Annotated in this window: 25 protein-coding genes; 16 read left to right on the top strand and 9 right to left on the bottom strand. The window is 42.6% G+C overall.

What is annotated here, in order from left to right:
- Positions 1-159: 159 nt before the first annotated feature.
- The 7 genes from V7K35_RS04825 (at position 160) to V7K35_RS04795 (ending at position 5,207) form a co-directional block, all read left to right on the top strand.
- Entirely contained in the window at positions 160-1,266 is a 1,107-nt protein-coding gene (locus V7K35_RS04825) for a glycosyl transferase (protein ID WP_335076836.1), read from the top strand.
- 205 nt (positions 1,267-1,471) lie between these two features.
- Positions 1,472-1,885 (top strand): secondary thiamine-phosphate synthase enzyme YjbQ, encoded by a 414-nt coding sequence (locus V7K35_RS04820; RefSeq protein ID WP_335076834.1) that lies wholly within the window; start codon positions 1,472-1,474, stop codon positions 1,883-1,885.
- Positions 1,886-2,180: 295 nt separating this feature from the next.
- Positions 2,181-2,930 carry a hypothetical protein gene (locus V7K35_RS04815; protein WP_335076831.1) on the top strand — a complete coding sequence of 250 codons (750 nt, stop codon included), beginning with the start codon at positions 2,181-2,183 and terminating at the stop codon, positions 2,928-2,930.
- An 89-nt stretch (positions 2,931-3,019) separates the two neighbouring features.
- Positions 3,020-3,808, top strand: a complete 789-nt coding sequence (locus V7K35_RS04810; protein WP_335076829.1) for a Nif3-like dinuclear metal center hexameric protein — start codon at positions 3,020-3,022, stop codon at positions 3,806-3,808.
- A 290-nt stretch (positions 3,809-4,098) separates the two neighbouring features.
- Positions 4,099-4,308, top strand: a complete 210-nt coding sequence (locus V7K35_RS04805; RefSeq protein WP_273763352.1) for a hypothetical protein — start codon at positions 4,099-4,101, stop codon at positions 4,306-4,308.
- 171 nt (positions 4,309-4,479) lie between these two features.
- Complete coding sequence (locus V7K35_RS04800; RefSeq protein ID WP_334795121.1) at positions 4,480-4,677, top strand: hypothetical protein; 198 nt, start codon at positions 4,480-4,482, stop codon at positions 4,675-4,677.
- 218 nt (positions 4,678-4,895) lie between these two features.
- Complete coding sequence (locus tag V7K35_RS04795; RefSeq protein WP_012408115.1) at positions 4,896-5,207, top strand: DUF6679 family protein; 312 nt, start codon at positions 4,896-4,898, stop codon at positions 5,205-5,207.
- A 47-nt stretch (positions 5,208-5,254) separates the two neighbouring features.
- Here V7K35_RS04795 and V7K35_RS04790 read toward each other — a convergent pair whose 3' ends face one another.
- Positions 5,255-6,925: an MBL fold metallo-hydrolase gene (locus V7K35_RS04790; RefSeq protein WP_335076827.1), complete on the bottom strand. Its 1,671-nt coding sequence runs from the start codon at positions 6,923-6,925 to the stop codon at positions 5,255-5,257.
- 621 nt (positions 6,926-7,546) lie between these two features.
- Positions 7,547-8,014 (bottom strand): DUF29 domain-containing protein, encoded by a 468-nt coding sequence (locus tag V7K35_RS04785; protein ID WP_335076825.1) that lies wholly within the window; start codon positions 8,012-8,014, stop codon positions 7,547-7,549.
- A gap of 49 nt (positions 8,015-8,063) precedes the next feature.
- On the opposite strand from V7K35_RS04785, the gene V7K35_RS04780 reads away from it, so the two are divergent.
- Positions 8,064-8,387, top strand: a complete 324-nt coding sequence (locus tag V7K35_RS04780; protein ID WP_335076824.1) for a hypothetical protein — start codon at positions 8,064-8,066, stop codon at positions 8,385-8,387.
- 83 nt (positions 8,388-8,470) lie between these two features.
- On the opposite strand, the gene V7K35_RS04775 is transcribed toward V7K35_RS04780, so the two are convergent.
- The 3 genes from V7K35_RS04775 to V7K35_RS04765 all read right to left on the bottom strand — a co-directional run bounded on the left by V7K35_RS04775 (position 8,471) and on the right by V7K35_RS04765 (position 9,821).
- Positions 8,471-8,689, bottom strand: a complete 219-nt coding sequence (locus tag V7K35_RS04775; RefSeq protein ID WP_335076822.1) for a hypothetical protein — start codon at positions 8,687-8,689, stop codon at positions 8,471-8,473.
- A 180-nt stretch (positions 8,690-8,869) separates the two neighbouring features.
- On the bottom strand, positions 8,870-9,346 hold the full coding sequence (locus V7K35_RS04770) for a hypothetical protein (protein WP_335076820.1): 477 nt from the start codon (positions 9,344-9,346) through the stop codon (positions 8,870-8,872).
- Positions 9,347-9,557: 211 nt separating this feature from the next.
- Positions 9,558-9,821 (bottom strand): hypothetical protein, encoded by a 264-nt coding sequence (locus tag V7K35_RS04765; protein ID WP_335076817.1) that lies wholly within the window; start codon positions 9,819-9,821, stop codon positions 9,558-9,560.
- A 264-nt stretch (positions 9,822-10,085) separates the two neighbouring features.
- Here V7K35_RS04765 and V7K35_RS04760 point away from each other — a divergent pair, with 264 nt between their 5' ends.
- Together V7K35_RS04760 and V7K35_RS04755 are read left to right on the top strand one after the other, a co-directional pair.
- On the top strand, positions 10,086-10,967 hold the full coding sequence (locus V7K35_RS04760; RefSeq protein ID WP_335076815.1) for an Npun_R2479 family HD domain-containing metalloprotein: 882 nt from the start codon (positions 10,086-10,088) through the stop codon (positions 10,965-10,967).
- Positions 10,968-11,136: 169 nt separating this feature from the next.
- Positions 11,137-12,252: an ABC transporter permease gene (locus V7K35_RS04755; RefSeq protein WP_335076813.1), complete on the top strand. Its 1,116-nt coding sequence runs from the start codon at positions 11,137-11,139 to the stop codon at positions 12,250-12,252.
- Between the two features lie 824 nt (positions 12,253-13,076).
- Here the strand turns inward: V7K35_RS04755 and V7K35_RS04750 are convergent.
- Together V7K35_RS04750 and V7K35_RS04745 are read right to left on the bottom strand one after the other, a co-directional pair.
- A complete protein-coding gene (locus V7K35_RS04750) occupies positions 13,077-14,102 on the bottom strand; it encodes an ABC transporter permease (protein WP_335076812.1) in 1,026 nt (341 codons plus the stop codon).
- Between the two features lie 194 nt (positions 14,103-14,296).
- A complete protein-coding gene (locus V7K35_RS04745) occupies positions 14,297-15,949 on the bottom strand; it encodes an ABC transporter substrate-binding protein (protein WP_335076810.1) in 1,653 nt (550 codons plus the stop codon).
- Between the two features lie 777 nt (positions 15,950-16,726).
- On the opposite strand from V7K35_RS04745, the gene V7K35_RS04740 reads away from it, so the two are divergent.
- The 6 genes from V7K35_RS04740 to V7K35_RS04715 all read left to right on the top strand — a co-directional run bounded on the left by V7K35_RS04740 (position 16,727) and on the right by V7K35_RS04715 (position 22,157).
- On the top strand, positions 16,727-17,053 hold the full coding sequence (locus V7K35_RS04740; protein ID WP_335076808.1) for a hypothetical protein: 327 nt from the start codon (positions 16,727-16,729) through the stop codon (positions 17,051-17,053).
- 432 nt (positions 17,054-17,485) lie between these two features.
- Entirely contained in the window at positions 17,486-19,015 is a 1,530-nt protein-coding gene (psbB, locus tag V7K35_RS04735) for a photosystem II chlorophyll-binding protein CP47 (protein WP_334795136.1), read from the top strand.
- Between the two features lie 83 nt (positions 19,016-19,098).
- Positions 19,099-19,206 carry a photosystem II reaction center protein T gene (locus tag V7K35_RS04730; RefSeq protein WP_084227385.1) on the top strand — a complete coding sequence of 36 codons (108 nt, stop codon included), beginning with the start codon at positions 19,099-19,101 and terminating at the stop codon, positions 19,204-19,206.
- 295 nt (positions 19,207-19,501) lie between these two features.
- Positions 19,502-20,659: a 30S ribosomal protein S1 gene (locus tag V7K35_RS04725; RefSeq protein ID WP_335076806.1), complete on the top strand. Its 1,158-nt coding sequence runs from the start codon at positions 19,502-19,504 to the stop codon at positions 20,657-20,659.
- 138 nt (positions 20,660-20,797) lie between these two features.
- On the top strand, positions 20,798-21,532 hold the full coding sequence (locus tag V7K35_RS04720; RefSeq protein WP_335076804.1) for an HAD family hydrolase: 735 nt from the start codon (positions 20,798-20,800) through the stop codon (positions 21,530-21,532).
- Positions 21,533-21,572: 40 nt separating this feature from the next.
- Positions 21,573-22,157: a Uma2 family endonuclease gene (locus V7K35_RS04715; protein ID WP_335076802.1), complete on the top strand. Its 585-nt coding sequence runs from the start codon at positions 21,573-21,575 to the stop codon at positions 22,155-22,157.
- A 407-nt stretch (positions 22,158-22,564) separates the two neighbouring features.
- Here the strand turns inward: V7K35_RS04715 and V7K35_RS04710 are convergent, their stop codons facing one another.
- Positions 22,565-23,581, bottom strand: coding sequence for a sulfate/molybdate ABC transporter ATP-binding protein (locus tag V7K35_RS04710; protein WP_335076800.1), 1,017 nt, complete (start codon positions 23,579-23,581; stop codon positions 22,565-22,567).
- A 140-nt stretch (positions 23,582-23,721) separates the two neighbouring features.
- The coding region (locus tag V7K35_RS04705; protein WP_335076798.1) for a HEAT repeat domain-containing protein at positions 23,722-26,503 on the bottom strand (2,782 nt) is incomplete at its 5' end.

The following is a 26,503-nucleotide window of genomic DNA, read 5'->3' as shown; positions in this document are numbered from 1 at the left end:
TTTATTAGTGCGTTATGCTATCTCAAGCTAAGAGGCTGTACTTAACTCTGCTAAATTAAATGAAAATATTTTGCTATTCAATAATGAATACACTATCAAAGATTGGCTAGAGACTCAATTACATTCTACATTTAATAATTTATAACTCCTAACTTAAAAATGGAACGCCCAATCTTATATTTAGCCATAACTAACCACGGCTTTGGTCATGCTACCCGCACGGCTTCTGTCGCTGCGACAATTCAAAAATTATGTCCAGAAGTTCTGCTAATTATGGTGAGTACTGCCCCACGCTGGTTGCTAGAGTGCTATATAGAAGGCGATTTTATCTATCGTCCCCGTGCATTTGATTTGGGTGTGGTGCAAACTGATAGTTTGACAATGGATAAAGTAGCGACTTTAGAAAAGTTGCTGGATATTAAGAAGCATCAAAATTCGCTGATTGCCTCAGAAGTCAATTTTATCCGCCAAAATCGCGTTAATCTCATCTTGGCAGATATTCCCTTCCTGGCTCCCGGATTTGCCAAAGCTGCAAATATTCCCTGCTGGATGATGAGTAACTTTGGCTGGGACTTGATCTACCGAGATTGGGGAGGTGAATTTACCGCAGTTGCCGATTGGATTAGTGATTGGTATTCAAAGTGCGATCGCCTGTTTCGTCTACCCTTCCATGAACCGATGCAGGCTTTTAACAATATCACAGATGTCGGCTTAACAGGCGGTTCCCCCCGTCACTCTGCTGATGATTTACGTTCTCTTTGGGGAATAACTACAGCAGTTGAAAAAACTATTTTGTTGACCTTTGGCGGCTTGGGTTTACAGCAAATCCCCTATGATAACTTACGGCGATTTCCAGATTGGCAATTTATCGTATTTGATCAATCTGCTCCTGATTTACCTAATTTAGTGAAAATTAGCGATGCCAACGGCAAGCGCGAAGCGCTACGCAAATACCGCCCTGTAGATTTTATGCCTATTTGTGGACGAGTCGTTTCTAAACCTGGTTACAGTACTTTTTCTGAAGCAACAATACTACAAGTGCCTATTATTACTCTTCCACGGGAGGATTTTGCTGAAGCGAATTTTATACTAGAAGGCATAATTAATTATAACCAGCACCAAATCATCACCCCTTCTGAGTTTTTTCAAGGGACTTGGGATTTTCTGCGTGAGTTACCTCAACCACCAAAGCAATCTCAACCAATTGCCAAGGATGGTAATGAAGCGATCGCTCATGCTATTGTCAACTATTTTCGCAGTAATTAGCGTCTCATAGGCTACTAGCTATCTGCTCAGAAGGTTATAGCTGTTTTCAATTATGTAAAATACAATAGGGACGCGCAGATGTGCGCCCAAAGCGCGTATTGCATCCAAACGAAAACCGCTATAAACTTTATTTATATGGTGAGGCAAATCATCCAAACTAAAAAATCAACGGTTATTAGTCAATCAATAATCAATCAAATTACAGATGACTCACTACCAAAAGTTACTGAAAATTTTCACCACAGGCAAATCTTTTTCTAACATCACCGCGAAAATTGAAGCTATAGTTGCAGAGTCGGGAGTGGAAACTGGTCTTTGTACTCTATTTTTGCGCCACACTTCAGCCAGTTTAGTGATCCAAGAAAATGCTGATCCCGATGTCCTTATGGATCTAGCTAATTTTATGGCAAAACTCGTGCCAGAATCAGGCAAATACATCCACGATGCAGAAGGTTCTGATGATATGCCGGCACATATTCGTACCGCACTCACCCATACTTCTGAACATATCCCTATTAATCGCGGTCATTTGGTGCTAGGAACTTGGCAGGGAATTTATATTTGGGAACATCGCCAGCGCAGTCATTCGAGGGAATTAGTTATCCACATTTCGGGATAGTGAATTCTCAAATTTGATTCATTTAAGGTGTGACTTTGTAGAGTTGAAACGCCTTATTTATACTGTGTAACTTTTGGGTAAAATCTCGTAAACTTCGCAGTTATATGCATTAAATAAATTTCGCTGTAATCGCTCTTTTACAAAAATTATTGATGTAAAATTGACCAGATACACAATGAAGAATTTATGAAAATTTGTAAATTCAAAAGTTAAGTTTATTTGTGATTCTTGAATAATCTATTTTTCGAGCTTAAACTAATATTTAGTGTAAGCTGTCTGGGCTATTTCAATTACTATGAAGCAAGAACTAACACCAACTCATACCTTTCAATTTATTGATGAAATCCTTGCCCAGCAGTCTATTAACATGTTATCACTTAATCCCCAAAAGAGATTAATTACCAGTTTTGCAGAATTGGGAAATTTTATTACTGAACAAAATACCGACATTGAATTTATTACAACCCTTCAGGAAACTCTCGAATCTATAGTCTATACTCAGTTAGAAAATTTTCCAGGAAATATCTTCTGGGATTTTGATTTTCTGGTAAGTAGTATGCTTAGACAGGCTTTAGTGGCAGATGAGGGTGCTATTCCTTTTTTAAAAGCTTTTGGTAAAAAAATGGTTTTACTGACAGAGATGTTCGGAAGTAAAACGCAAATGCGCTTCCGTTACGTTCACGATTTTATGTATGGATTTGATTGGGCAAGATGGGTACAAAAAGAACCACAAAATCGGGCACATATAGAGCCTTTTAGTCTGGTTTTTTTGGATTATTTGCTCGTCAAAGGCAAGGAACTTTTACAACGTATTAGTCACGGTCAGATCACATCTTATAAACTATGTGAAACAGGTTATCGCAATCCCTTCACATTTTCTCGTGAACCAGAAGATGAATACCGTCTGCTAACTTATCTTGCTGAAGAACAACTTATTCCAGTGGCAGTGTGGAACTGGAACGCTAGCCCAGTATGGAATAAACCTTTTCAAGAAATGCGCCAGCAATTAGCATTAAAATTAAGTATTCTACCACAGAGACACTGATCAAAAATTCAAAAATCAAAAATGTAACCCTTTACAAGGCAAGTATCTAGCTACTTGCTGCATACAAAATAATTGGCTGGAAAAATAGGATGAAAATTGGTGATTTAATTACTTGGTTTGAAGCATGGGCAAATCCTGCTTGGTGTGAAAGCTGGGATAATTGTGGCTGGCAGATTGAACCAGGAGTTTTGCACGAAAAAACACGGGTTTTGGTGTGTTTGACACCGACTTTGGCAGTAATGCAGGAAGCGATCGCTCTTAATGCTAATCTGATATTTGCCCATCATCCCTTGATTTTTACTCCTCCCAAGTCATTACGCAGTGGTGAAGCGATGGCAGAAATGATCCGGTTAGCTTTTACCCACAATATTGGTATTTACACTGCTCACACGAATTTTGACCAAGTACAGGATGGTACTGCTGACGTTTTAGCTCAGATTTTAGAACTAAAGGAAGTTACTCCCATAGTACCTACACAAGCAGGGTTAGGATATGGTCGTGTTGGTTGGCTAGAACCATTTCTGACATTACAGGAATTACTCGCAGCAATTCAAACCCGACTTGCTCCCCCTCATTTGATTTTTTCCCCAACTGCTGATTTACAGCAAACAATTTCACAAGTTGCCGTTTTGGGTGGTTCGGGGGCTAGTTACATTTCATCTGTCGTTAAAACTGGTGCTCAAGCTTATCTGACTTCTGATTGTAAGTTTCATCAGTTTGAAGAAAGCCGTGAGCGCAATTTAATTTTAATCGATGCTGGACATTATGCTACTGAACGTCCCGCTTGCGATCGCTTGGTGCAAAAATTCCAGTCCTTAAATCTAGACTGGGTGAAATTGAGTCAAAAGGATGAGGATTTCCGCCAGTTTTTTGCTTGATTGCTTATGTTTCACTATATTTTTTGGATACTTGCCTAAAAGTTTTTTTATATTTTAATATTGTCAAACCATCCAGCTGATCAACATCAATACTGAATAAATTGTATTAAATACTTTGAATATACTACTAGTACTCCCATCGCAAACTCTTATCATAACCCATTATTGTGATGCATATCACTAATTAAATGTAACTATAATCACATAAATTTCATGTTCCATATCAATTAGTAGCAGCGGTAAATGTTCCACACTTGAAGTAACAAATTGTTTACTTTGCCCTAACCAAGATGATTCGCACAATCGTTGAATCTGCTTTCCAAACTGGATATCTTAGTGTTGAATCTGAGGGTTTACTCCATCAAGTAGTGGCTACTAAATGCTATCAGTCAGAAGACTTACCAGCCCTTGCAGCGCTATACAATGCAGTTCGCGCAGGTAAAATTAAACGAGAAGCGTCTTCGTCGAACAAGCTTATGGAATTATGCCCTACCATATAAATTTCCCTGATCCTCCAAAAGAAGCAGAGGAACAGAGGGAAGCTGCCTGATGCACTCCCCACTATCTTGGCTTTTCTTTAGCCATGATCAGGCAAAAATCTTAAAACTCTTTAGGTGTTGTTGTTGAAAATTACCAAGGTCAGCAAGAGAATGAGTTAAGATCAGATACACATGGGTAAAAGTAAAGCCAAGTCCCCGGACTTCCCAGTAATGCCAATGACTAAAAGTAGGCAAATTAAACAACCGCAATCAACGATTATTTTGGAGTATCGTTTATTACATAATGGTAATAATGACTCATCAGCATATATGAATCTGGTTAGGGCAGATCCCGAATTGTTTGACTTCTATGAAGCAGACATTCCTTAGAACGAGCCGGAGGAGATTGAGTTCATTGCTAGAGCAAACACTGATTTATGACCCAAAATTTCCCAATATTTTGACAACTACAAGCAAGTATTGGGATTGGTTTATAAAGCGTACTTGTTCTGAACGGTGAAATTAACCTCTTAAAGGTGTAATGTAATGGGGTAGAACCCAGATTTTGAAAGGTTTAACTACGTTGTTTAAAAAGGCAGAAACAGTACATGCTACACCGCAAGATTTATCAACTGTGTTGCGATGGGCGCGAGGTATGTGTTTTCTTGCGGGACCAGCAACGCTGGATTGAACGCGCCCGCATCATAGACATAGAGGGAGATTTAGTGACCCTACGCTATGAAACAGAAGAAGAGGACGAAGTTTGTTCTTGGGAAGAAATGGTTCGCCTTGAGAGCATTGGTGCTGTAACGCAAAAATTAGCTTCAGTGCCACGCGGGAATGTGGAACCTCTGATGACTGAAGACTGTCCCGAGGCAGAGCGCATCCACAACCGTTACACTGACTCGAATCCAGAATAATCAGTGCTGAGTGCTGAGGGCTGAGTTAATAAATCCTAACTCAGTCCTCAAGACTCAGGATTAGATAAACCTTCAAAAGCAGGACAGTAACCTTCTAGAGTTACCTTAAAGTTATATAACGGGGAAGCTGGGTTCCAACACCGCTGCCCCCTTTGATGTCGGCAAGTACCGCAACAGTCTACATCTGTCCATGTATAGCGATCGCTATTTTGGTTGAGCAGTTCTCGTTGAGACAATCCCCTTAAGACTAGTTCTTCCCCTTGCCAACGAGCTTCGATTAAACCAGTATCGGCAAATTGCCGCCAACGAGGATCGGTAGTAATCACATTAGGTAGGGTAATTGTGATTATTGTTCCCAACTCTGTGAGTTCGCCTTCGTAGTTAGTTTCTGGTGCTGCCGGTTGTAAAAATGTATCACCGATAGGCAGTTCTACTAAAGTCTCAGCAGCCGGAGAATGTATATGGTAGCGGTTTTGCAACTCCTCTAAGCTAGTCAGATCTGCCAAGTAGGCAGGAGAACCGTGGACAAAAATAACGTGCTGGGGTCGCAAATTATGAATTAGCTGCGTAGTACCAGGGCCATCACTATGTTGAGCCAGGAGATAGCTTTCAACAGTAGTGGGTGCTAAATATTCTTTATTAACTTTTATATCAATTTTTTCTGGTAAAAGGATCAGCCAAGGGCCAGTATCTAATTGGCAGTGTTTACCCAAATCAGTTGTGGAGTCAGTGAGGACAATACAAGGTGATTTGCCGACAATAGCACGATGTTCTGGCTGCAAACGACGCACGCGGGGACGCACCCGTTCATCCCAAAATAAGGGTTGATGACGGGCGAAGTTTTGTACGGATGGGGGAAGGTGGGCTAGCAGTTCTAGGTAGGCATCACACCCAGTGGCGACAGCACCATCTACCCAGATATCTAAATCTCGTCCGGTGAAGTGGTGATGAGACCGTAGGAGCATTAATAATTCTTGACCCAATCCTAAAGCCGGGGTGGGAAGGATTACAGAACAATTGTCAGCGATCGCTCGATTAATTCGCTCTGCTAGTTGATTTTCTTGGTTTCGGCGGTGAGGATGGCGGGATGTGCCATAACTGCCTTCAATGATTAGCACATCCAAATCTAAGCCCCGCAGTTCCTCTAAGCGTAAACCTTCTACCAGGCGGGAGTTTGACAAGAAAAAGTCCCCTGTATAGAGTAGCTTGTAAGTACGCTGCTGGGTGGTGTAGGTGAGCAGAATTGCCACTGCCCCTGGTAGATGCCCTGCGGGAAATAATTCTGCTACCAGACCATCTTGGAATTCCACAGGCGATCGCAACGGCAAAGCATGACAAAATTGGGAAATCTCCTGAGGATCTTGGTCTAGCCAATTCAGCGGCAATAACTTGCTGGTTACTTCGCTACCATAAATCGGTAACTTTGGAAAAGCTTTATGCAGTGCCAGTAAGCCTCTGGCGTGATCTGGGTGGGCGTGACTAATCAAAACTAAATCTGCTGGTAGAGGCGAACTAGCTCCCCGTCCCGACTTAGTAAGCCCCTTAGCTAACGATGAAATATCCTCTAAACCACAGTCTAACAGGATGCGGTGTGGGCCCATTTTCACCAATAGACACATGCCCTCATCGTCATGCTGGACACTATAGGGCAAACATTCTAATTCACTACCCGCTTCCCCAGCATCTACGCGAGAGGATGCTGACAGATTATTCCTCATGCTCTCCTCCCCTCAAACCTCATCATCATAGACATATCCCAAAATCCAAAAATTACACAAATTTTGGTTTTGTGACTTAGGGGTAAGTTTTATTGTGCGCCCCTAACCCTGAGAATACAGATTTTTGATTGGGGAGGACGCCTCCACCGAACCCGCACTGGTTCGGAAAGGTGGATTAACGAAAAGCAAACAAACTAAAAGCTAAAGATGCCTCTTGTTTGTTTTCCCTTTGCAAATTCTGAGCTATCTTAGCCAACTCATCCTACGAAAAGTCGCCCAAACGTCTACAGATTTATCTCAATGTGCGGAGCCATTGCCGTGATAGTTATCTGAATCATAGAATCCATTTTTCGTGCCAAAAAATAAGCACGAAAGCGTAAATATAACTGTTAATCCGGCTAGAATCAGCTTTACATCCATTTTTTTGCTGCCCCGTACTTAAAGACTTTCCTATATTAATTTAGTGCTTCCGCAATCAAATGCAATCACTAGAAAATCTTCACTATGCTTATGTGGATTGGGCAATAGGTAAATTTACCGCAATCAGTCAGATTGTAGAACTTTTCGGTTCACCTGTCTATCCATCTAGATGTGAAACAATATGACAACAGGAGCAATCCTCTACAGCCCGTAAAAATCCTCATCTAGAATCTGGTTAATGGAAAAAGGACAAACCGTGGGATACTCACTTTCCTGAGGTATCCGAACCCCAAATTTAGCCAGCTTACCTTCCTTAATCGCTAGCTTGTGAGCATCTGGGTAGGCTTTTTCCACTGCCTCTAACAGAAAACTTTTTAGAGAAGGAGTATCTGCTAAATTATTGAGAACTGGCTGACGATGTTCAAGTATTGAGCTATACCAGCTGACTTTCATGCTATCGGGTACATCATACTGAACCCGTAACTTGAGTAAATGCGCCAGCAAAATTGTCAGATTGCTTTTGAACGCATTTTTCTCTGCCTTACCCAAATCAACTAGCTCCTCAATCAAATGCTCAATATCCAATGCCTCAAATTGATGATTTTGTAGCTGTTGAATGGTTTGCTGAATCCATAATTGCAAATCTTGATCGTATAGCGTGTTAGGCATTCCTCAGATCAACTCCCAGTTATTTAACATTCCAGCTGGACTCTAAATCTTGCACTTACTCAATGATCATAGCGATGAAAGCGATCGCACATCCAACGCCAACCTCATGTTTTGGCACGCAGGGGGAGTGAGAGAGAATTACAGCAGTTTTCATTTAATTGAACCACATATGTTGTATGGGTACAGCAATGCTCATACGTGTCAACTTAAGCTACAACCTTCGGAAAATCTCGTTTGCAGTCTCTGGCTGGAAATGTACACCCTGGCGGCTCTGCCGTTAGGAGAGGGAGGCGGAGCCTCCGAACTGGCATTCCCAGTCGGAGACTGGGAACGAGTCATAGCGATGAAAGCAGATCGCACATCCAAAAGATGAGGTAGACAAGGGGACAAGCTTTCTAACCTCTACAGTTCATAGGATGGGCGAGATGTCCATCTCACAAGAATAGTTAAATATTTTTAATTGACGAGTATTAAAGACTCGCTCACGAGTATAAAAGACTCGCTCACGAGTATAAAAGACTCGCTCACGAGTATTAAAGACTCGTCCACGAGTATTAAAGACTCGTCCACGAGTATTAAAGACTCGCTCACGAGTATAAAAGACTCTCGCACGAGTATAAAAGACTCGCTCACGAGTATAAAAGACTCGTCCACGAGTATAAAAGACTCGCTCACGAGTATAAAAGACTCATTAATGAGGTTTAACTACTCATTCACGGAGTTCAAAGATTACAGCACTTATTGTTTGAATGCAGTACACCAGATACGCGGTAGGGGCACAGCAATGCTGTGCCCCTACGAACGCTTGCATTTGACGCAAGCGAGAACGGCTATAAACCTCTGGCAATAATTTGCCTATAAATCAGAAGCAGCTTTAGCAGGTTTATTTTTGATAGCTTTAAAACGATCGCCTAACTGTTCAGCAATAGTTTTTAACGCTGGAGTTTTCTTAGCAGCAGTCTTCACGTAATCATAAACTGTTAAACTGCTGCCCATTGCTTCGCTGCCGACTGCCATTAGGGTATCATCTACTTGTTCTGTCAGTTGTCGCAATCCAATCAAAAGCTCAGTAAGCGTCGCTGCTAGTTGATAATCTTGGACAAACTCATCTACATCAAAGCTGGCTGGGAGAATTTCTCGGTTAGACTGGGCAGCAGTCAGGCTGGTGTTGACGAAAGCTAGGCTTTTATCGCCCATCTTAAATAACTTGCGTCGTTCTTCTACACTCAGGGTTACGAGAAAAGGCATCTTTGCTTGGATAGTTGCAAAGGCTGCTTTAATTTCTTGGATATCTGCTGGAGAAAGGGAAGCGGTGATGTTTTGGTAAGCCATTGGATATTTACCGTAGTGAATCTGTTTGTTATGATTCCCACTGGTAAATGCGATGTCTACGACGGGCTACGCCTACGCACATCTCAACGTCAACCTGACTTTTCACGGTATTTGGAAAACCTCTCTCTAAATCTCTCTCCTTTTAGGAGAGAGATTTTGAACTTTCCCCTTTCCCAACACGGGAAAGGGGTTAGGTTTTTTGTGGGCTTTTTCAGATGGCGTGAAAAATTAGAACTGCATAGGTGATCACGGAGTCGCCGGAAAATTCCAGGTGTTCGGGATCGTTGATATCTTGGGGTAAGTCTTGGCGAATTTGAGCGATCGCATTGCGGACATCATTGGTGGTGCGATCGCTATTTGTACCCAAAACAAAATTGATTATTGTTGGTTTTTGCTCTAGTTTGCTCAAAAAGCTAGTATTTTCAAAGGTTACAGGTTCTTCCACCTCGACTTCTGAAACACTTTCATCGCTCACACCCCCACCTCCACTTTCTGTCTATGCATACCAATCTTGGTACTTTCTTAAGAAAACTTGAAGTTTATTTACTTTATATCAACTGTGGCGCATTTTCTAGTAAATGTTCTTTACATAAAATAGTATACAATACAACATTTTTAATAAGAGTAATTACTTAAAGAATGCGAAAAAGTTTTATGTAGATTATGATACATAAAATTGTCTAATCTCATTTAGCTACTCTAGGTCACACACCATTGGTATTTACCAAAGTAACCAGATATGTTTAATGCCACTGAAATTTTAATTGATGCCTTTGTAAATGAAATTCGAGAAGGCTACCGTCGCACCTATGGCTGCTTCAAAAATGATTATCAGGACATTATCGCCTGGGCTGGTAACATGGCTTTGGAAAACATTGCTAATAGCGACGCCCTTTACCACAATGTTGAACACACTGTCCTTGTCACCCTGGTAGGGCAAGAAATCTTACGTGGCAAACACATTAGAGAAGGCGGTGTTTCCAGTGAAGACTGGTTGCATTGTATCATTTCCTTACTGAGTCATGATATTGGCTACGTTAAGGGAGTTTGCCGACAAGACCAAGAAACAGCAGGCTTATATGCCACGGGTAAAAATGGCAAAATGATTTCTGTAGCTCCTGGCGCTTCTGATGCCAGCCTGACGCCGTATCATGTTGATAGAGCCAAGCTTTTTATTGATGAGCGTTTTGGAGGTCACAAGTTGATAGATGCTCAGGCAATTAAGAGCAATATTGAATTGACTCGATTTCCCGTGCCTGCGGCAGAAGATCATCAAGATACAAAGTGCTTTGCAGGATTAGTCCGGGCTGCTGATTTAATTGGTCAACTAAGCGACCCACGTTACCTGAAGAAAATTACTTCTTTATTTTACGAGTTTGAAGAAACTGGTGTAAATAAAGTTTTGGGCTATAAAACCCCTGCCGATTTACGGAATAACTACGCTAAATTTTACTGGAATGGCGTCTATCCCTATATCCAAGACGGACTACATTATCTATCATTGACACAACAGGGAAAACAAATTCTCGCTAATCTTTACTCAAATGTGTTTGTTGTAGAACATGAAAAACAACAAGAAGAACAGCAGCGGTATTTAGAGAAGTTAGGAGTGGGGAGTTGAGAGTTTGGAGTTAAGAGTTAGGAGTTTGGAGTTAGAAGTAGAGACGCGATTAATCGCGTCTGTCTGTACAGGAGTTTGGAGTTTGAAGTTGAGAATTATTAATCATCAGTTATAAATTAAGATAAAAGTTTAATAACTCATAACTCATAACTTATAACTCCTAACTACTATGGATTGGTGGCGACGACTGAAGAAAAATCCTTTGGCACGATTTGGGGCAATTTTGCTGTTAGTTTTCTACATAGCAGTAATTGCAGCCGATTTCGTGGCTCCTTATGATCCCTATGCTTCACAGGCCAATGGTTCACTGCTGCCACCAACTAAGATACACTGGGTTTCTCAGTCAGGACAGTTTATTGGGCCCCATGTTTATCCGACGACTCAGGGAGATACTAATTTAGAAACAGGCGATCGCCAACTCGTTGTAGACTTCAAAAAACCCTCACCCCTGCGTCTATTTGTCTCCGGGCCAGAATACCGATTGTTGCAGATGAGTTTGCCATTACCCCCGAAGTGGGATGAAGTCACAATCTTTCCTGGTATTCCCTTAAATTGGCATTTGTTTGGCACAACAAGTGGGGCAAAATTCAACATCTTGGGCACTGATGACCAAGGCCGCGACGAATTTAGTCGCCTGCTGCATGGCGGTCGGATCAGTATGTTTATCGGGATTTTTGGTATTATCATTGCCTATCCCCTCGGTTTGCTCATCGGGGGAATTTCTGGCTATTTCGGCGGTGTGACTGATAGCATCATTATGCGCTTGGCAGAAGTAGTAATGACTTTCCCTAGTATTTATCTTTTGGTGACTTTGGGAGCAGTCTTACCACCTGGTTTAAGCAGTACCCAGCGCTTTTTGCTGATTGTGGTGATTACTTCGGTTATTCGCTGGGCTGGTTTAGCACGGGTGATTCGCGGACAGGTACTATCAATTAAAGAGCGAGAATTTGTGCAAGCGGCACGCGCAATGGGCGGGAACCCACTTTATATCATCCTTCGCCACGTTTTGCCGCAAATGGCTAGTTATATAGTTATCTCTGCTACTCTTGCAATTCCTAGCTTTATTGAATCAGAAGCGATACTGAGTCTCATCGGCTTGGGAATTCAACAACCAGACCCCTCTTGGGGCAATATGCTTTCTCTGGCTAGTAATGCTTCAATTTTGGTACTGCAACCTTGGTTAATCTGGCCGCCGGCTGTGCTGATTATCTTCACAGTGTTAGCATTCAACTTACTCGGTGATGGATTAAGAGATGCCCTCGACCCTCGTAGTTTGAGAAGATAGGCTCTCAGAATAGCAAATGCGCTCGCTGAAATAGCAATTGCGATCGCCGAAATAACAAATGCGAACTCCGAAGTAGCAAATGCGAACGCTGAAGTAACAAATGCGAACTCCGAAATAACAAATGCGAACTCCGAAATAACAAATGCGAACTCCGAAATAACAAATGCGAACTCCGAAATAACAAATGCGAACGCCGAAATAACAAATGCGAACGCCGAAATAGCAAATGCGAACGCCGAAATAACAAATGCGTAGGCGTAGCCAGCTGTAGGTATGGCTCAAATAACAATGGCAGTCTTATACCAATTTAATGTGAAGCTGCATTAAATGAGTAACTCTCCATTCTTGGCGCTCTTGGCGCTCTTGGCGTACTTGGCGGTTCGTTTAATATTCTGTGCATCTTCATAGAGAATTGGTCTTAGTACAATACGCTTGGGTTACAGCTATTTTCAGGTAAATAGACCACGCGGTAGGGGCACAGCAATGCTGTGCCCCTACGATAGATGTGGTTCAAATACTTGAATTCTGCTGTAAGAAGAATATAGCGCTTCTCGGTTGAGTCCAATACAGACCTAACCCCCAACCCCTTCCCTACAAGGGAAGGGGGGTAAGATTCAAAGCCTCTCTCTTTTTAGGAGAGAGGTTTGGACAGAGGTCAAAGTGTATTGCATATAAACGAGAAGCGCTATAGCTTTGTTGGGTTGAGCATAAGCGTTACCAAACATTACCTTGATAATGTTGGCTAGAGTTGATTTAAGCGAATATTATCTCAAAGATGTGAATAAAATTCTGGGGATTTTAGCCAGTGGTATTTCTCAAGAAATTTAATATCGAATTCGCGGATCTACATAAGCATTTAAAATATCAATCAAAATACTTGCACTGACAACGATCGCACCAAAAAATACTAGCACTCCCTGGACTGTGGGATAATCACGATCGGCGATCGCTTGATACAATCTATTCGCTAACCCAGGCCAAGAAAATGTTACCTCTGTCAAAATCGCCCCACCCAACAGAGACGCAAAGGTTAATCCTAAGACTGTAATTACTGGGATTAGCGCATTTTTTAAGGCATGGGAGGCTAAAATCTTATTTTCACCAATACCTCTGGCTCTAGCCGCTTCTACATAATCTGCTTGTAAGGTTTGCTTTAAATTCACTCGCACAATTCGCTCAAAAATCCCACTCAGCAAAATTCCTAGTGTGAGACTTGGTAGAGCAAGATGGTGCAAAGATGTGAAAAACTGGGTGAAGTTTCCACCGAGTAAGCTATCAATTGTATACAATCCAGTCACAGGAGTGGGAGCCGGAAGATTGGGCGGAAAGCGGTTGGAATTAGGAAACCAACCCAGTTGGACTGAGAAAACTAACTGCAAAAGCATTCCTGCCCAAAACATGGGGAGTGCATAGGTGATGATTCCAAATAAGCGCCCACCGACATCGAAATATGTTCCAGGACGAGAAGCCGAAAGAGTTCCAACCGCAATTCCGATGATGAGTGCAACCGCCATACTACATACTGCTAACTCCACCGTCGCCGGAAAATATTGTCCAATTATGTCCCAAACATTCTCTCCCCGACTCAACAAAGAACTTCCCAAGTCAAAACGCAGGATGCTTCCCAAATAATTTAGGTACTGTAGCCATAGGGGAAGGTTTAAACCGAGTTGTTTTCGCAATTCTTCTTTAGCTGCTTCTGGCGCACGTCCACCGAGAATTGCATCCGCTGGATCTCCTGGTGTTGCTCTTAGTAAGAGAAATACAATGGTGATAATCGTTAATAGCTGAAGTGGTGCAAGAAGCAACCGAGAAACAATGTAATATTGTAAAGCTTTAGAGCGAGACATAAGCAATTTAAAATTCAAAATTCAAAATTCAAAATATTGAACATAACCCTTTCAAAGTGACTTATAAAATCTCTTTATTCTCTCTGCGCTCTCTGCGTCTCTGTGGTTAAAACGTAATTAAATTAACTCCAGAGGCGCAGATAACATAGAAATTAGAGGTTAAAGAGTAATTTCTTGTCCCCTTGACTTTTTAACTACTTTTTAATTGTCTGGTAAATCAAAATTTGGGTGGGGTTAAGTTGTACGCTATTCACACCTTTTCGAGCAAATACATAGTCTTTGCTTTGCCATAAAGGAACGTAAGGTACATCACTAGTTACTTGCGTTTGAATTTCTGTAAAAATTTTCTGACGCGCTTCGGGGTTTTGTTCTTTGCGTTGCTGATCAATCAATTTATTCATGGCTTCGCTATAGTAAAACGAACCCTGACTTTGACTGCCTCCATCTTCACATCCCTTAGCAACTGAACCTTTATCACAAGACAAAAACGGCTGCACGTAATTATCTGGGTCTAAAAAGTCTGGATACCAATCAAGTAAAGCTGCTGGATATAATCCCTTAGTAATGTCTTTAAAGAAGGCTGGCCCTTCGGCGGGGGTAACTTCAAATTGTAGGATTCCATCCATTTTGACATCGACAAGGGATTTAAGTGTCTGTGCTGCCAAAGTACGAGTAGGTGAACTAGAAGGATACCAAATTTGTACTTTTGCGGGATTTTCTTTGGAGAAACCAGCAGTAGTTAACAATTTTTTAGCTTGCTCAAAGTTAGCATCGCCATATTTATCTTTAAATAATGGCTGGGAAATATTGAACGTCGTGGGAATCATACTATAAAGCGGATCTGCTTGACCAAGTAACGCCCGCTCATTTAAAAGTGGACGGTCAATTATTGACGCGATCGCTTGTCTTACCTCTAATTTATCTAAAGGCTTTTGATTTCGATTTAATACCAGATAACTTACTACACTACCTTCAGCTGCGATCGCTTGCCAATCCCCTTTTTTACCACCTTCTGACAAACTGCGATTTTGATCTGGCTGTAAGGATAGATAAGCTACATCGACTGCACCTGTACGGAAAGCATTAAACAAATTAACCGGACTAGTTTGAATTTGGAGGTTAACACCTTTGTTAGCTGGTTTTTCTCCCCAATACTTATCAAACGGATCAAATCGGATTGAATCAGTACCATACTGTCCTAATTTGTAAGGGCCAGTCCCCACAAAAATATTCGGCTTAAATTTACCAGCACCGAGTTCGTAAGCTTTTGGTGAAACTGCACACACCCCAGGAAACGCCAGGAGTGAGGGAAACGCTGCAAAGGGCTTTTTCAGCTTAATTGTTAACTCATACTCGCTTGTAGTTTTTACCGAATCTACTATATCAGCTAGTAAAAATGAGGGTTTTCCTTTATTTTGAATAAAGCGATTGATAGTAAACGCCATCGCTTGGGCATTGAAGGGAGTCCCATCGTGAAAAACCACTCCCTTACGTAAGGGGATGGTATAAGTTAAGCCATCTTGACTAACTTTGGGTAATGCTGTCGCTAGCTGGGGCTTAATTTCTATACTTCCTGGTTCGTAGGTGTAGAGGCGATCGCTCATATTAAACACCAAACCTAAGGATGCTAACTCATAAGCATCAGCCGGATCAAGAGTTCTCGGCTTTGCTGTTGTACCTATAGTAATACGACCATCACCTGTAGGGCTATTTACAGAACCAGATGGTGGCGTAGAAAGCTGAGGACGAGGAGCGCAACTAACAACTAAAAATAAACATACACAGAACAAAGATAGGAATTGTGTAATCCGACCCCACCGTTTCACGGACAAGGAAAACCAGGTCATGGCAATAATATTTTTGATATCAGCGGTCAGCAATCTTACTACATTTGTGACTCTTGTGCTGAATCTTCATGAAATATAATGGTTCCCGGTTCTTGTACCCTGCCTTAAGCTGTCACGTGTCTATGGATGGAACACCCGCTTTGGTTGCCATGCCTATGGCTTAGTATATACTAGGACTTACGCACACTTACGAATTCTTAGCGTTCTTGGCACGGCAGTTGCTTCAAGTCGGCAGAGCCGCCCAACGCACTGCCTCGTCTTGGCGGTTCGACAAATTAAGCTTTTGGGCGATTTTTGCGTAAGTTCTATATATGTGTAAAAAACAGAATTTGCACAGCCAAGTGAGAGAAAACTTGTTCTACATTATGACTACGTAACCTTCTAAATCAAAAGTTTGTGGCGGATGCTCAACTTCATGGTTAAATTGATTGCTACTGTGCGATCGCATTATTTGTTACAAAAAATCATTGACAAAAATACAGAAACTTACATTTGTTAAATACTGAAAAATTTTTATTTAATTAAAATTTTAAACATTGGTTGAATTTGTCGTAAAATTCATAGTTACTAGTGAATAAATTTGTTAAGTTTTGACCTTAGTCCAAGTAATGTACATTAAGACGCGAGCATGTTTGGACATAACTACCTTTTTAGCGGTTTATCTTAGAGATTGGCTGCATGGTTTTACTTACAAATCTAGTGTTTATACATCAGCGAAATCAAGCGATCGCGACATCGTGAACAGCAGATTGAAAGTCTAATAGTGAGACTAAAACCGTGAAGTATTTCTTTCTATCTGAGGGATGGACAGTTGCTAGAGTCTGGGCATCTGATGGACTCTGGCAAATCGCTGCATGGCGACGCCAACCAGATATTCAGCGAATGAATATTTGCATAGTGGAACAAAACGAATTGCTATGGCTTTATCGAGTTGAAGAAGCCGTTTTAACCGTGGAAGTTAAACCAACAACACCAGCGATCGCCAGTAAGACTATAGGTCAAGTAGTACTCAAGCGTTTGATGAGCGCTGAACAGGTAATTGAACGCCTGGGTACAGCTGAGACGAAATGTCAACTGCAAAACATCCAATTGGTGGTTCAGTAGGAGAGCAGGGGGGCAGAGGGGAACTTTCTTAGGGTCTTCCCTATTCCCTCCACCTCTCTCCCTGTTCGCCTCTTCGTAAAGAAAAAATAAGCAAATTTAATCTATGATGGGTATTGGTAGCGAAAAAACTTGGAGATGCTACGCGATCGCATCAATTTACACGCTTGCAAACAATTCCATCAATAGTTACACTTTTTAAAACATTCTCATTTTTGCTTGGCGGTGGCTACCCTACAAGGTAAACCTCCCGAAGCGAGTAAGCATTGCCAAAGCACCCACGCTGTCTGACTTATAAGATTAAGCTGTGGTAAAACTCTGGCTCTGGCAATAACAAAAAATAAGAGACAGTTTTCTGAGTGGCGACTTTCGTTTCTCAGAATCTCAGTAAGAAAATTGCTTTGTAAACTAACTCATCGAGGAGGAGCGTAGTCAATGGGACTACCCTGGTACCGAGTACATACAGTCGTTCTGAATGATCCAGGGCGGCTGATTTCTGTACACCTGATGCACACAGCCTTAGTAGCAGGCTGGGCTGGTTCGATGGCACTCTACGAACTAGCTGTTTTTGACCCTAGCGATGCGGTTCTTAACCCGATGTGGCGTCAAGGGATGTTCGTCCTGCCCTTCATGTCACGTTTGGGCGTTACCCAATCTTGGGGTGGTTGGAACGTTACTGGTGGCCCAGCAACCGATCCTGGCTTCTGGTCATTTGAAGGCGTTGCTGCCGCTCACATTGTTCTTTCAGGTCTTTTGTTCCTAGCCGCCGTATGGCACTGGGTTTACTGGGATTTGGAACTCTTTAGAGATCCCCGCACTGGTGAACCCGCCTTAGACTTGCCAAAAATGTTTGGCATTCACCTGTTCTTATCTGGTCTACTTTGTTTTGGCTTTGGTGCTTTTCACGTCACCGGACTATTTGGGCCGGGGATTTGGGTTTCTGACGCTTATGGAATAACTGGGGCTGCCCAAGGCGTAGCACCGGAATGGGGCCCAGATGGTTTTAACCCATATAACCCTGGTGGCATTGCGGCTCACCACATTGCTGCTGGTGTTGTTGGTATTATTGCAGGCTTATTCCACCTCACAGTTAGACCCCCCGAACGGCTCTACAAAGCCCTACGGATGGGGAACATTGAAACAGTACTTTCTAGCAGTATTGCAGCAGTCTTCTTTGCTGCTTTCGTTGTTGCTGGTACTATGTGGTACGGTAACGCCGCCACTCCCATCGAATTGTTTGGCCCTACCCGCTACCAATGGGATCAGAATTACTTCCGTCAAGAAATTCAGCGCCGCGTCCAAACAAACGTTGCCCAAGGTGTAACCCTTGAACAAGCTTGGTCGGCGATTCCCGAAAAGCTGGCTTTCTATGATTACGTCGGTAATAGCCCCGCTAAAGGCGGTCTATTCCGTACAGGGCCTATGGTCAAGGGTGATGGGATTGCCCAGTCTTGGCAAGGTCACGGCGTATTCAAAGATTCTGAAGGACGGGAATTGACCGTGCGTCGTCTCCCCAACTTCTTTGAAACCTTCCCAGTGATTTTGACCGATGCAGATGGAATTGTCCGCGCTGACATTCCCTTCCGTCGGGCAGAATCTAAGTACAGCTTTGAGCAATCTGGTGTCACTGTCAGTTTCTACGGTGGTGATCTAAACGGTAAGACCTTTACAGAACCAGCTGATGTGAAGAAGTATGCCCGTAAGGCTCAAGGCGGTGAAATCTTTGAATTTGACCGGGAAACCTTGAACTCTGATGGTGTATTCCGCACCAGTCCTAGAGGTTGGTTTACCTTTGGACACGCCGTATTTGCTTTATTGTTCTTCTTTGGTCATCTCTGGCATGGCGCTCGGACAATCTACCGAGACGTGTTTGCTGGTGTTGATGCGGATCTAGAAGAGCAAGTTGAGTGGGGTCTGTTCCAGAAAGTGGGTGACAAGTCAACCCGCCGCAAGGAAGCCCTTTAAGGGACTCTTTACTGGGGACTGGGAAAAAGTTTTCCCAATCCCTAATCCCTCATTACTAGCTGGATAGGCAGGAATTTATAAATATGGAAAGCGTTGCGTACATCTTGATTTTTACTCTGTGTATAGGTACTCTCTTCTTTGCGATCGCATTTCGCGAACCCCCTCGTTTTGAGAAACCAAAAGATAAGTAGAGCCTATTACCAGACCTGGAAGCGGATTTAATGTTAGTATCCGTTGTTACTAATTGTGGTAGCAACGGATATTATTGTTTTTGTCCTTTGTTGGTTTTAATTACTAAGTAAATAACCAACCATTTTAATATTGTGATATAATTTCCAATCTTGGGAGTAGATATATGTTAATACTAGCTTTTCTGCGCTAGGATGAAAAAGGATGTGTTATATAAGCTGCCATAAAACTGCTTGTATAATATAATCGCGCTCGTGGCACAACCTTTACGGAGACTAGAACCGGGAACAAATAAGCATGGTCAATCAGAATTTAACCGCTACAGAAATTGGATTCACTCACGAAGATTTCGCTGCTCTACTTGACAAATACGACTATCATTTTAGCCCTGGTGATGTTGTCCCAGGAACAGTTTTCAGTATAGAGCCGCGCGGCGCTCTGATTGACATTGGTGCTAAAACCGCAGCATATATACCTATACAAGAAATGTCTATTAACCGGGTAGATAGCCCGGAAGAAGTCTTACAGTCAAACGAAACGCGGGAATTTTTCATTCTTACCGATGAAAACGAAGATGGTCAATTAACTCTTTCCATTCGCCGTATTGAATATATGCGGGCTTGGGAGCGCGTGCGACAGCTGCAAGCAGAAGATGCTACTGTCCGTTCTGGTGTGTTTGCAACCAATCGTGGCGGAGCATTAGTACGGATTGAGGGATTACGTGGCTTTATCCCTGGTTCCCACATCAGTACCCGCAAACCTAAGGAAGAATTGGTAGGCGAAGATCTGCCATTGAAATTCTTAGAAGTGGACGAAGAACGTAACCGCCTAGTTCTATCTCACCGTCGGGCGCTGGTTGAGCGGAAGATGAACCGCTTAGAAGTTGGTGAAGTAGTAATTGGTACAGTTCGTGGCATCAAACCTTACGGTGCTTTCATCGACATTGGCGGCGTCAGTGGCCTACTGCACATTTCTGAGATTTCTCACGAACATATTGATACACCTCATAGCGTGTTCAATGTCAATGATGAAGTGAAAGTTATGATCATTGACTTGGATGCAGAAAGGGGTCGGATTTCCCTATCAACCAAGCAGTTAGAACCCGAACCCGGCGACATGATTAAAAACCGGGATTTGGTCTACGATAAGGCAGAAGAAATGGCTGCTAAGTATCGTGAACAGCTCTTAGCCAAGCAACAAGGTGCTACTGCTGCGGCGGCTGCAACTGCGGAAGTTGTATCAGAAGAAGATATTCCACCAGCAGCAGAACTTGAAGAAGAGATTCCACCAGCAGCAGAACTTGACGAAGATATTCCACCAGCCGCAGAACTTGAAGAAGAGATTCCACCAGCGACGGAAACTGAAGAGGAAATTCCACCAGTTGCAGAACTTGAAGAAGAGATTCCATCAGCGGCGGAAACTGAAGAGGAAATTCCAGCAGCGATTGAACAATAATACATTTATAGTTTTACTTGTCTTTAAGTAAGAGTATTAAATCATTATATAAAGAGGGTTTTTCCCTCTTTTTTTATGTGGAGAATTGGGCAAAGTTAGGGATAAAAACTCATAACTAAATAAGTGGGGTGAAATATTGTGGCAATTATTAAATGTGGAAACATCACTTTTGATAATATCCAGGCAATTTTATTTGACAAAAATGGTACTCTGGAAGATTCAGAAACATATTTGCGATCGCTGGCACAAAAGGCAACAAGATTAATAGATGCTCAAATCCCTGGAACTGGCGAACCCCTATTAATGGCATTTGGCATCAATGGCAACTTTCTAGATCCTGCGGGTTTGATATCGGTAGCGAGTCGCCGTGAAACAGAAGTTGCAGCTGCTGCATATATTGCCGAAACCGGAAAAGGATGGTTTGAATCGTTAAAAATAGCCCGTCAAGCTTTGGATGAAGCGGAGAAATACATTGAAAAAACTCCTTCACCGTTATTTGTGGGTAGCTTAGACTTGTTGAAATACTTACGGAAAGCGGGCTTGAAACTTGGTATCCTCTCAGCTGCAACAACTGATGAAGTAAATAAGTTTGTAGCGAATCACCAATTAAATGATTATATCCAGTTGGAAATGGGAGTAGATGAGGGGCCGAGTAAACCAGATCCAATTCTATTTTTGCAAGCTTGCCAAGCTTTGGGAGTTGAACCGGGCGCTACATTGATGGTGGGTGATGCAGTTGGTGATATGCAAATGGCGCGTAATGCCAAAGCCGCAGGTTGTATTGGTATCACTTGGGTGGGTAAGTCAGATAATGTTCGGGGTGCGGATGTGGTGATTAATCAACTTGATGAAATCCAGATTTTAGAAGATTAACCTAAAATATTAATTACTCCTCACATTTGCTAAACAAGCCATGCAAAACACAGAATCGACGTTAAAACTTCGCCTGTGGACAGTTGAAGAATACCACCGGATGGCTGAAGCTGGGATATTTGGTGCAGATGAACGTGTAGAACTCTTAGAAGGGAAGATAATCTGGATGATTGCCAAAGGCACAGCCCATAGGTCAGCAGTTGGGAGAACAGATTACTTACTGAAAAACACATTAGCAAATAGGGCTTGGGTATCTATTCAAGACCCAGTAAAGTTAAATGAACGATCTGAACCGGAACCGGATATTGCTGTCGTTAAAGTAGATCCGCTAGATTATGCTGACCATCATCCCACCCCTTCAGAAGTTTATCTGATTATTGAGGTAGCAGATAGCAGCCTGAAATTAGACTGCCAAACCAAAGCTAAAGCCTACTCCCAAGCGGGAATTACAGATTATTGGGTGCTAGATGTAGTTAGTCGTCAATTACATGTCTTCCGGGAACCGACTCAGGATGGCTATCAAAGCAAAGTAATTTTGGCAGCAGATGCGACTATTTCACCTTTAAAGTTTCCTGATTTGAGCATTGCGGTTTTGGAAATATTACCGCCTGTAACTGAATCTTAGTTGAAAGCGATTTTTTCAACATCAACAAATAGCTTATTTGACAACCTTTTCCCCGGTTACATATTAAATCAACATAGGCGGTAGAATCCTCTGGCGCTTCTATTTTTATCTGTTTCTAGACATGAAGCTAGCCTTTTTAGGCTGTTGTTTAGATTGGGCTAAATCTTTAATTACAAGATATAACTCATCAAGATACTCTTCTTTAGTTAGGGCTGTCTATCTCGGCTTGGATTTATTCTTTTGTAGTTATTTGTGCCTCTGCTGTTTTATTCCATCACAATTTTAGGCAATTTTAGCATTGTGAAGTGACGCTCTCTCTAGCCCACTTAAGATTAAAATCTCTAGCGAATAGCTGAATTAAACAGCGATTAACTAAGGGTTCTGAACCTTGAGAAACTGACAAAAGTTTAAATTGAATAAGACAGTGGGAAAGACTTCGCATCCTTTGGCTTCACATACACTCGCTGTTTCGGTTCTAACTTTAAGTCATTAAAGCGATCGCGTGTTAAATGCGCCGTCAATACTTGTCCATCATCGAAAGTTAATTCTACTTGGACTTCCCAACCTAAATGTACTAATCGGCTGACTGTCGCAGGTGTAGTGGTACCGTTGGCAACTTTTTCCAAAATCACATCTTGCGGGCGTAAAAATACTTGTGGGTGTGGCGTATCAAACCCGCTACTTTGAAAAATCTTTGAGGTGCTGGGTAACACGTTCACCGGGCCAATGAAGCTCATTACAAATGCGGTGGCAGGATTATCGTAAATTTCTGCTGGTGTGCCCACTTGTTCCACACGCCCTTTATTCATCACCACAACTTCATCGGAGACTTCCATTGCTTCCTCTTGGTCGTGCGTGACAAAAACCGTGGTAACATGAACCTCATCATGGAGGCGGCGTAACCATGCTCGTAAATCTTTGCGAACTTTAGCATCAAGTGCGCCAAAGGGTTCATCTAGCAGTAATACTTCCGGTTCTACTGCCAGTGCCCTTGCTAATGCTACCCGTTGTCTTTGACCACCAGAAAGTTGTGATGGATAGCGATCGCCTAGTCCAGTCAATTGCACCAATTCTAGTAACTGTTCTACCCGCCCCTTAATCTTCTTTGGCTGTGCCTTACGAATTTCTAAGCCAAAAGCAATATTCTGCCTGACGGTCAAATGCTTAAATAGGGCATAGTGCTGAAACACAAAGCCAATATTGCGCTGTTGTACGCTTTGGTATGTAGCGTCCTTACCAGTAAGCAGGATTTTGCCGCTATCTGGCATTTCTAAACCTGAAATTAACCGTAATAGCGTAGATTTACCTGATCCCGATGGCCCAAGCAACGCAACTAGCGAACCACTTTTAATTTCCAGGCTAACCTCATCAACTGCTTTGAAACTCCCGAATTGTTTGGAGACATTTTCAACTACTATGCCCACTGCTGCTATACCTCTACAACTAAATCTACAGATCCTTGGTAGGATTACTGTGTCTTACATATACCATACATAATTATTTATAGATGAACAAGATTTAGACTCACTTTTCAGCCCGCACTAAATAAATGCTCCATGCAAACTTACCTAGTTCGCAACAACTGCACAAAGGTATTACTCACCGTATTGTCTTTGGTGTCGGCGGCGTATTGAATCAAATTTTCTCGCAGTTCTTGGGCTTCGTTTAAAGGCAGCAAGATTGCTAACAAGAAGTAAATACCACGAAATCGGGAGTCGCTCATTACATCAACTCTTAGTCTTTTCGCTTCATCACTTTTACCGAGAAAGTTCTGCACTAAGAAGAAGTCCATGATTTTATCGTGGCGGAAAGACCATTCTTTCTTGGCTTCGTGTTTGTCATCTTGCCATTGACGGCTGACTACCATTTTGTATTTTTCGTCGGCTAAAGACATGACAACTTTAGAGAAGTTATCGGCGGGTAAGGCTTGTTCGTCTTGGAGTCGCATTTCATAGACGGCGGCGCAGAATTTTTTTAAGGGAAATTCTTGTTTCCATTCTTGCTGGTATTCTGTTGCCATCAGGTTGTATTGCTGTTCTTGCAGGCGAAACAAGTTTGGCTGTTTACCTTGTGATAGCATCAGCGCTACTACTGTTAGATCCATTGGATTGGAAAGAATTCGGCGGACAGCATCTAACTCTTCTTTGGCTTGTTGCTCTTTGAGGACTTCTGTTAAATAATTGGTGCAAGCTTGGGCGTAATCAGCACCTTGAATTTTGGCATCTTTGGGGAGTCGCGGCTGACGGGATATCAAAAACTCTTGAATTTGTTGTTGTTCAAGGGGCTGCAAGTAGTAGGTTTTTGCTGTTGAGGGTGGTGTCCACTCTAAAGGCTGGGTAGTCATGATAATGTTGCCCCGGAAATAGCTTTCGACAAACTGGGTAATTTTTGCCCGTGTTTCGGCGGTGACTTCGTTGAGTCCGTCGATGCAGATATCTATCGCGCCACTGTAAATCAGGTTTTTTAGGAAGCCGGCATCTTGGGCTTGCCCGTGTAGCTTGTCTTGGATGGCTTCAATTACGCCTTTATGACATTTCTGGGCGGGGAGATAAACGACGATGCGCTGGGAGTTTTTCAACAGATGACGGAGAAACATCGACTTGCCTAAGCCGGAATCTCCTTCTAAGATAATTTGTCCTTGAATACTGGGTAAGGCTGGAGTAATCGGCAGGATGTCTCCTGAAGTGGGAACTTTGACTTTAGATTCTGGGAAGTATGATTGCTCATAAAAATTATCTAACCCGGCATCGGCTAATAGGGAAGGTTTGAATGGTTCAAATAATTTGCGCCGGAAGAAAGGAACCCAAGTGAGGAGAAAGCCGACATAGCCGACACCGAGAATCCGGCGTACCCAAGGGTTCCAGAAGAAGATGGCTTGGACTTGGGGGAATTTGGGGTAGGCGAATATTAGGGCTAGCCAAAGGAGAGCATGAATGAAGATGGTGTTTCTGCTACGGATAAACCACCGCCACCCCTCCAAATTATCTATTGCTGACTGCACAGCATTAGCATTAGTAGGGTAGACTTTTTTGAGGTTGTTGTAATGGTTTTCCAGTAAGACAATATCTTGTAATTTCCAAGGAACGTTTTTGTTAGCGGCAACTTCGGAAATTTGTTCTGCTAGTTCTCTTTGCAGGTCTGGCAGAGAATCACAATCTTTCCAGGCTTTCTCGAAAATTTTCATTGTTTCGACTCCCTGGTTATATGTCAGTTTCTGTGGTGGCATTTTAGGTTTACCAACCCATTGCATAAGAGTTTCTACTTGTGGTTCACCACCTCCCAAAAAATGAGCTAAAAACCTCATTTGACCAATCTCAGAAAGATAAGAATGAACTGAATCTAGAACTTGTACAACAACTGGCAAATCTTGTTGCCCTAGTTTCATGAGTGCCTCTACTACTGCACCACGGACACCAGAGTCAGGATCTTTGAGCAGCGGGACAAGTTGTGGAACTTGTTCCTTGGCTTGCATCTTCCCTAATGCCTGTGCTGCTCCTTTACGGGCAGTAGGGTGAGAATCATCTATGAGCAGCGGGACAAGTTGTGGAATTTGTTGTTTAGCTTGCATCTGCCCTAGTGCCTCTGCTGCTGCATAACGGATATCAGAGTTAGGATCTTGGAGCAGTTTAGCAACTAGTGGAGCTTGTTCCTTGGCTTGCATCCGCCCTAATGCCTCTGCTGCTCCATAACGGACACCAACGTCAGCATCTTGGAGCAGTTTAGCAACTAGTGGAGCTTGTTCCTTGGCTTGCATCTGCCATAGTGCCTGTATTGCCGCATAACGGGCAGACGGTTGAGAATCTTCAAGCAGCTGGACAAGTTGTGGAACTTGTTCCTTGGCTTGCATCTGCCCTAGTGCCTGTATTGCTGCATAACGAGCATCACGGTCAGAATCATTAAGCAGGGGGAGAAGTTTTGGAATTTGTTCCTTGGCTTGCATCTGCCCTAGTACCTGTGCTGCTGCATAACGAGCATCAAAGTTAGAATCTGTGAGCAGTTTTGCAACTTGTGGAGCTTGTTCCTTGGCTTGCATCTGCCCTAGCGCCTGTGCTGCTGCTTTACGGACATCAAAGTTAGAATCTGTGAGCAGTTTTGCAACTTGTGGAGCTTGTTCCTTGGCTTGCATCTGCCCTAGCGCCTGTGCTGCTGCATAACGAGCATCAAAGTTAGAATCTGTAAGCAGTTTTGCAACTTGTGGAGCTTGTTCCTTGGCTTGCATCTGCCCTAATGCCTGTGCTGCTGCATTACGGACATCAAAGTTAGAATCTGTAAGCAGTTTTGCAACTTGTGGAGCTTGTTCCTTGGCTTGCATCTGCCCTAATGCCTGTGCTGCTGCATTACGGACA

The organism is Nostoc sp. (assembly GCF_036917275.1).
In the GTDB taxonomy this organism is placed as follows: domain Bacteria; phylum Cyanobacteriota; class Cyanobacteriia; order Cyanobacteriales; family Nostocaceae; genus Nostoc.
This window is presented reverse-complemented; position numbering and strand designations above follow the sequence as displayed.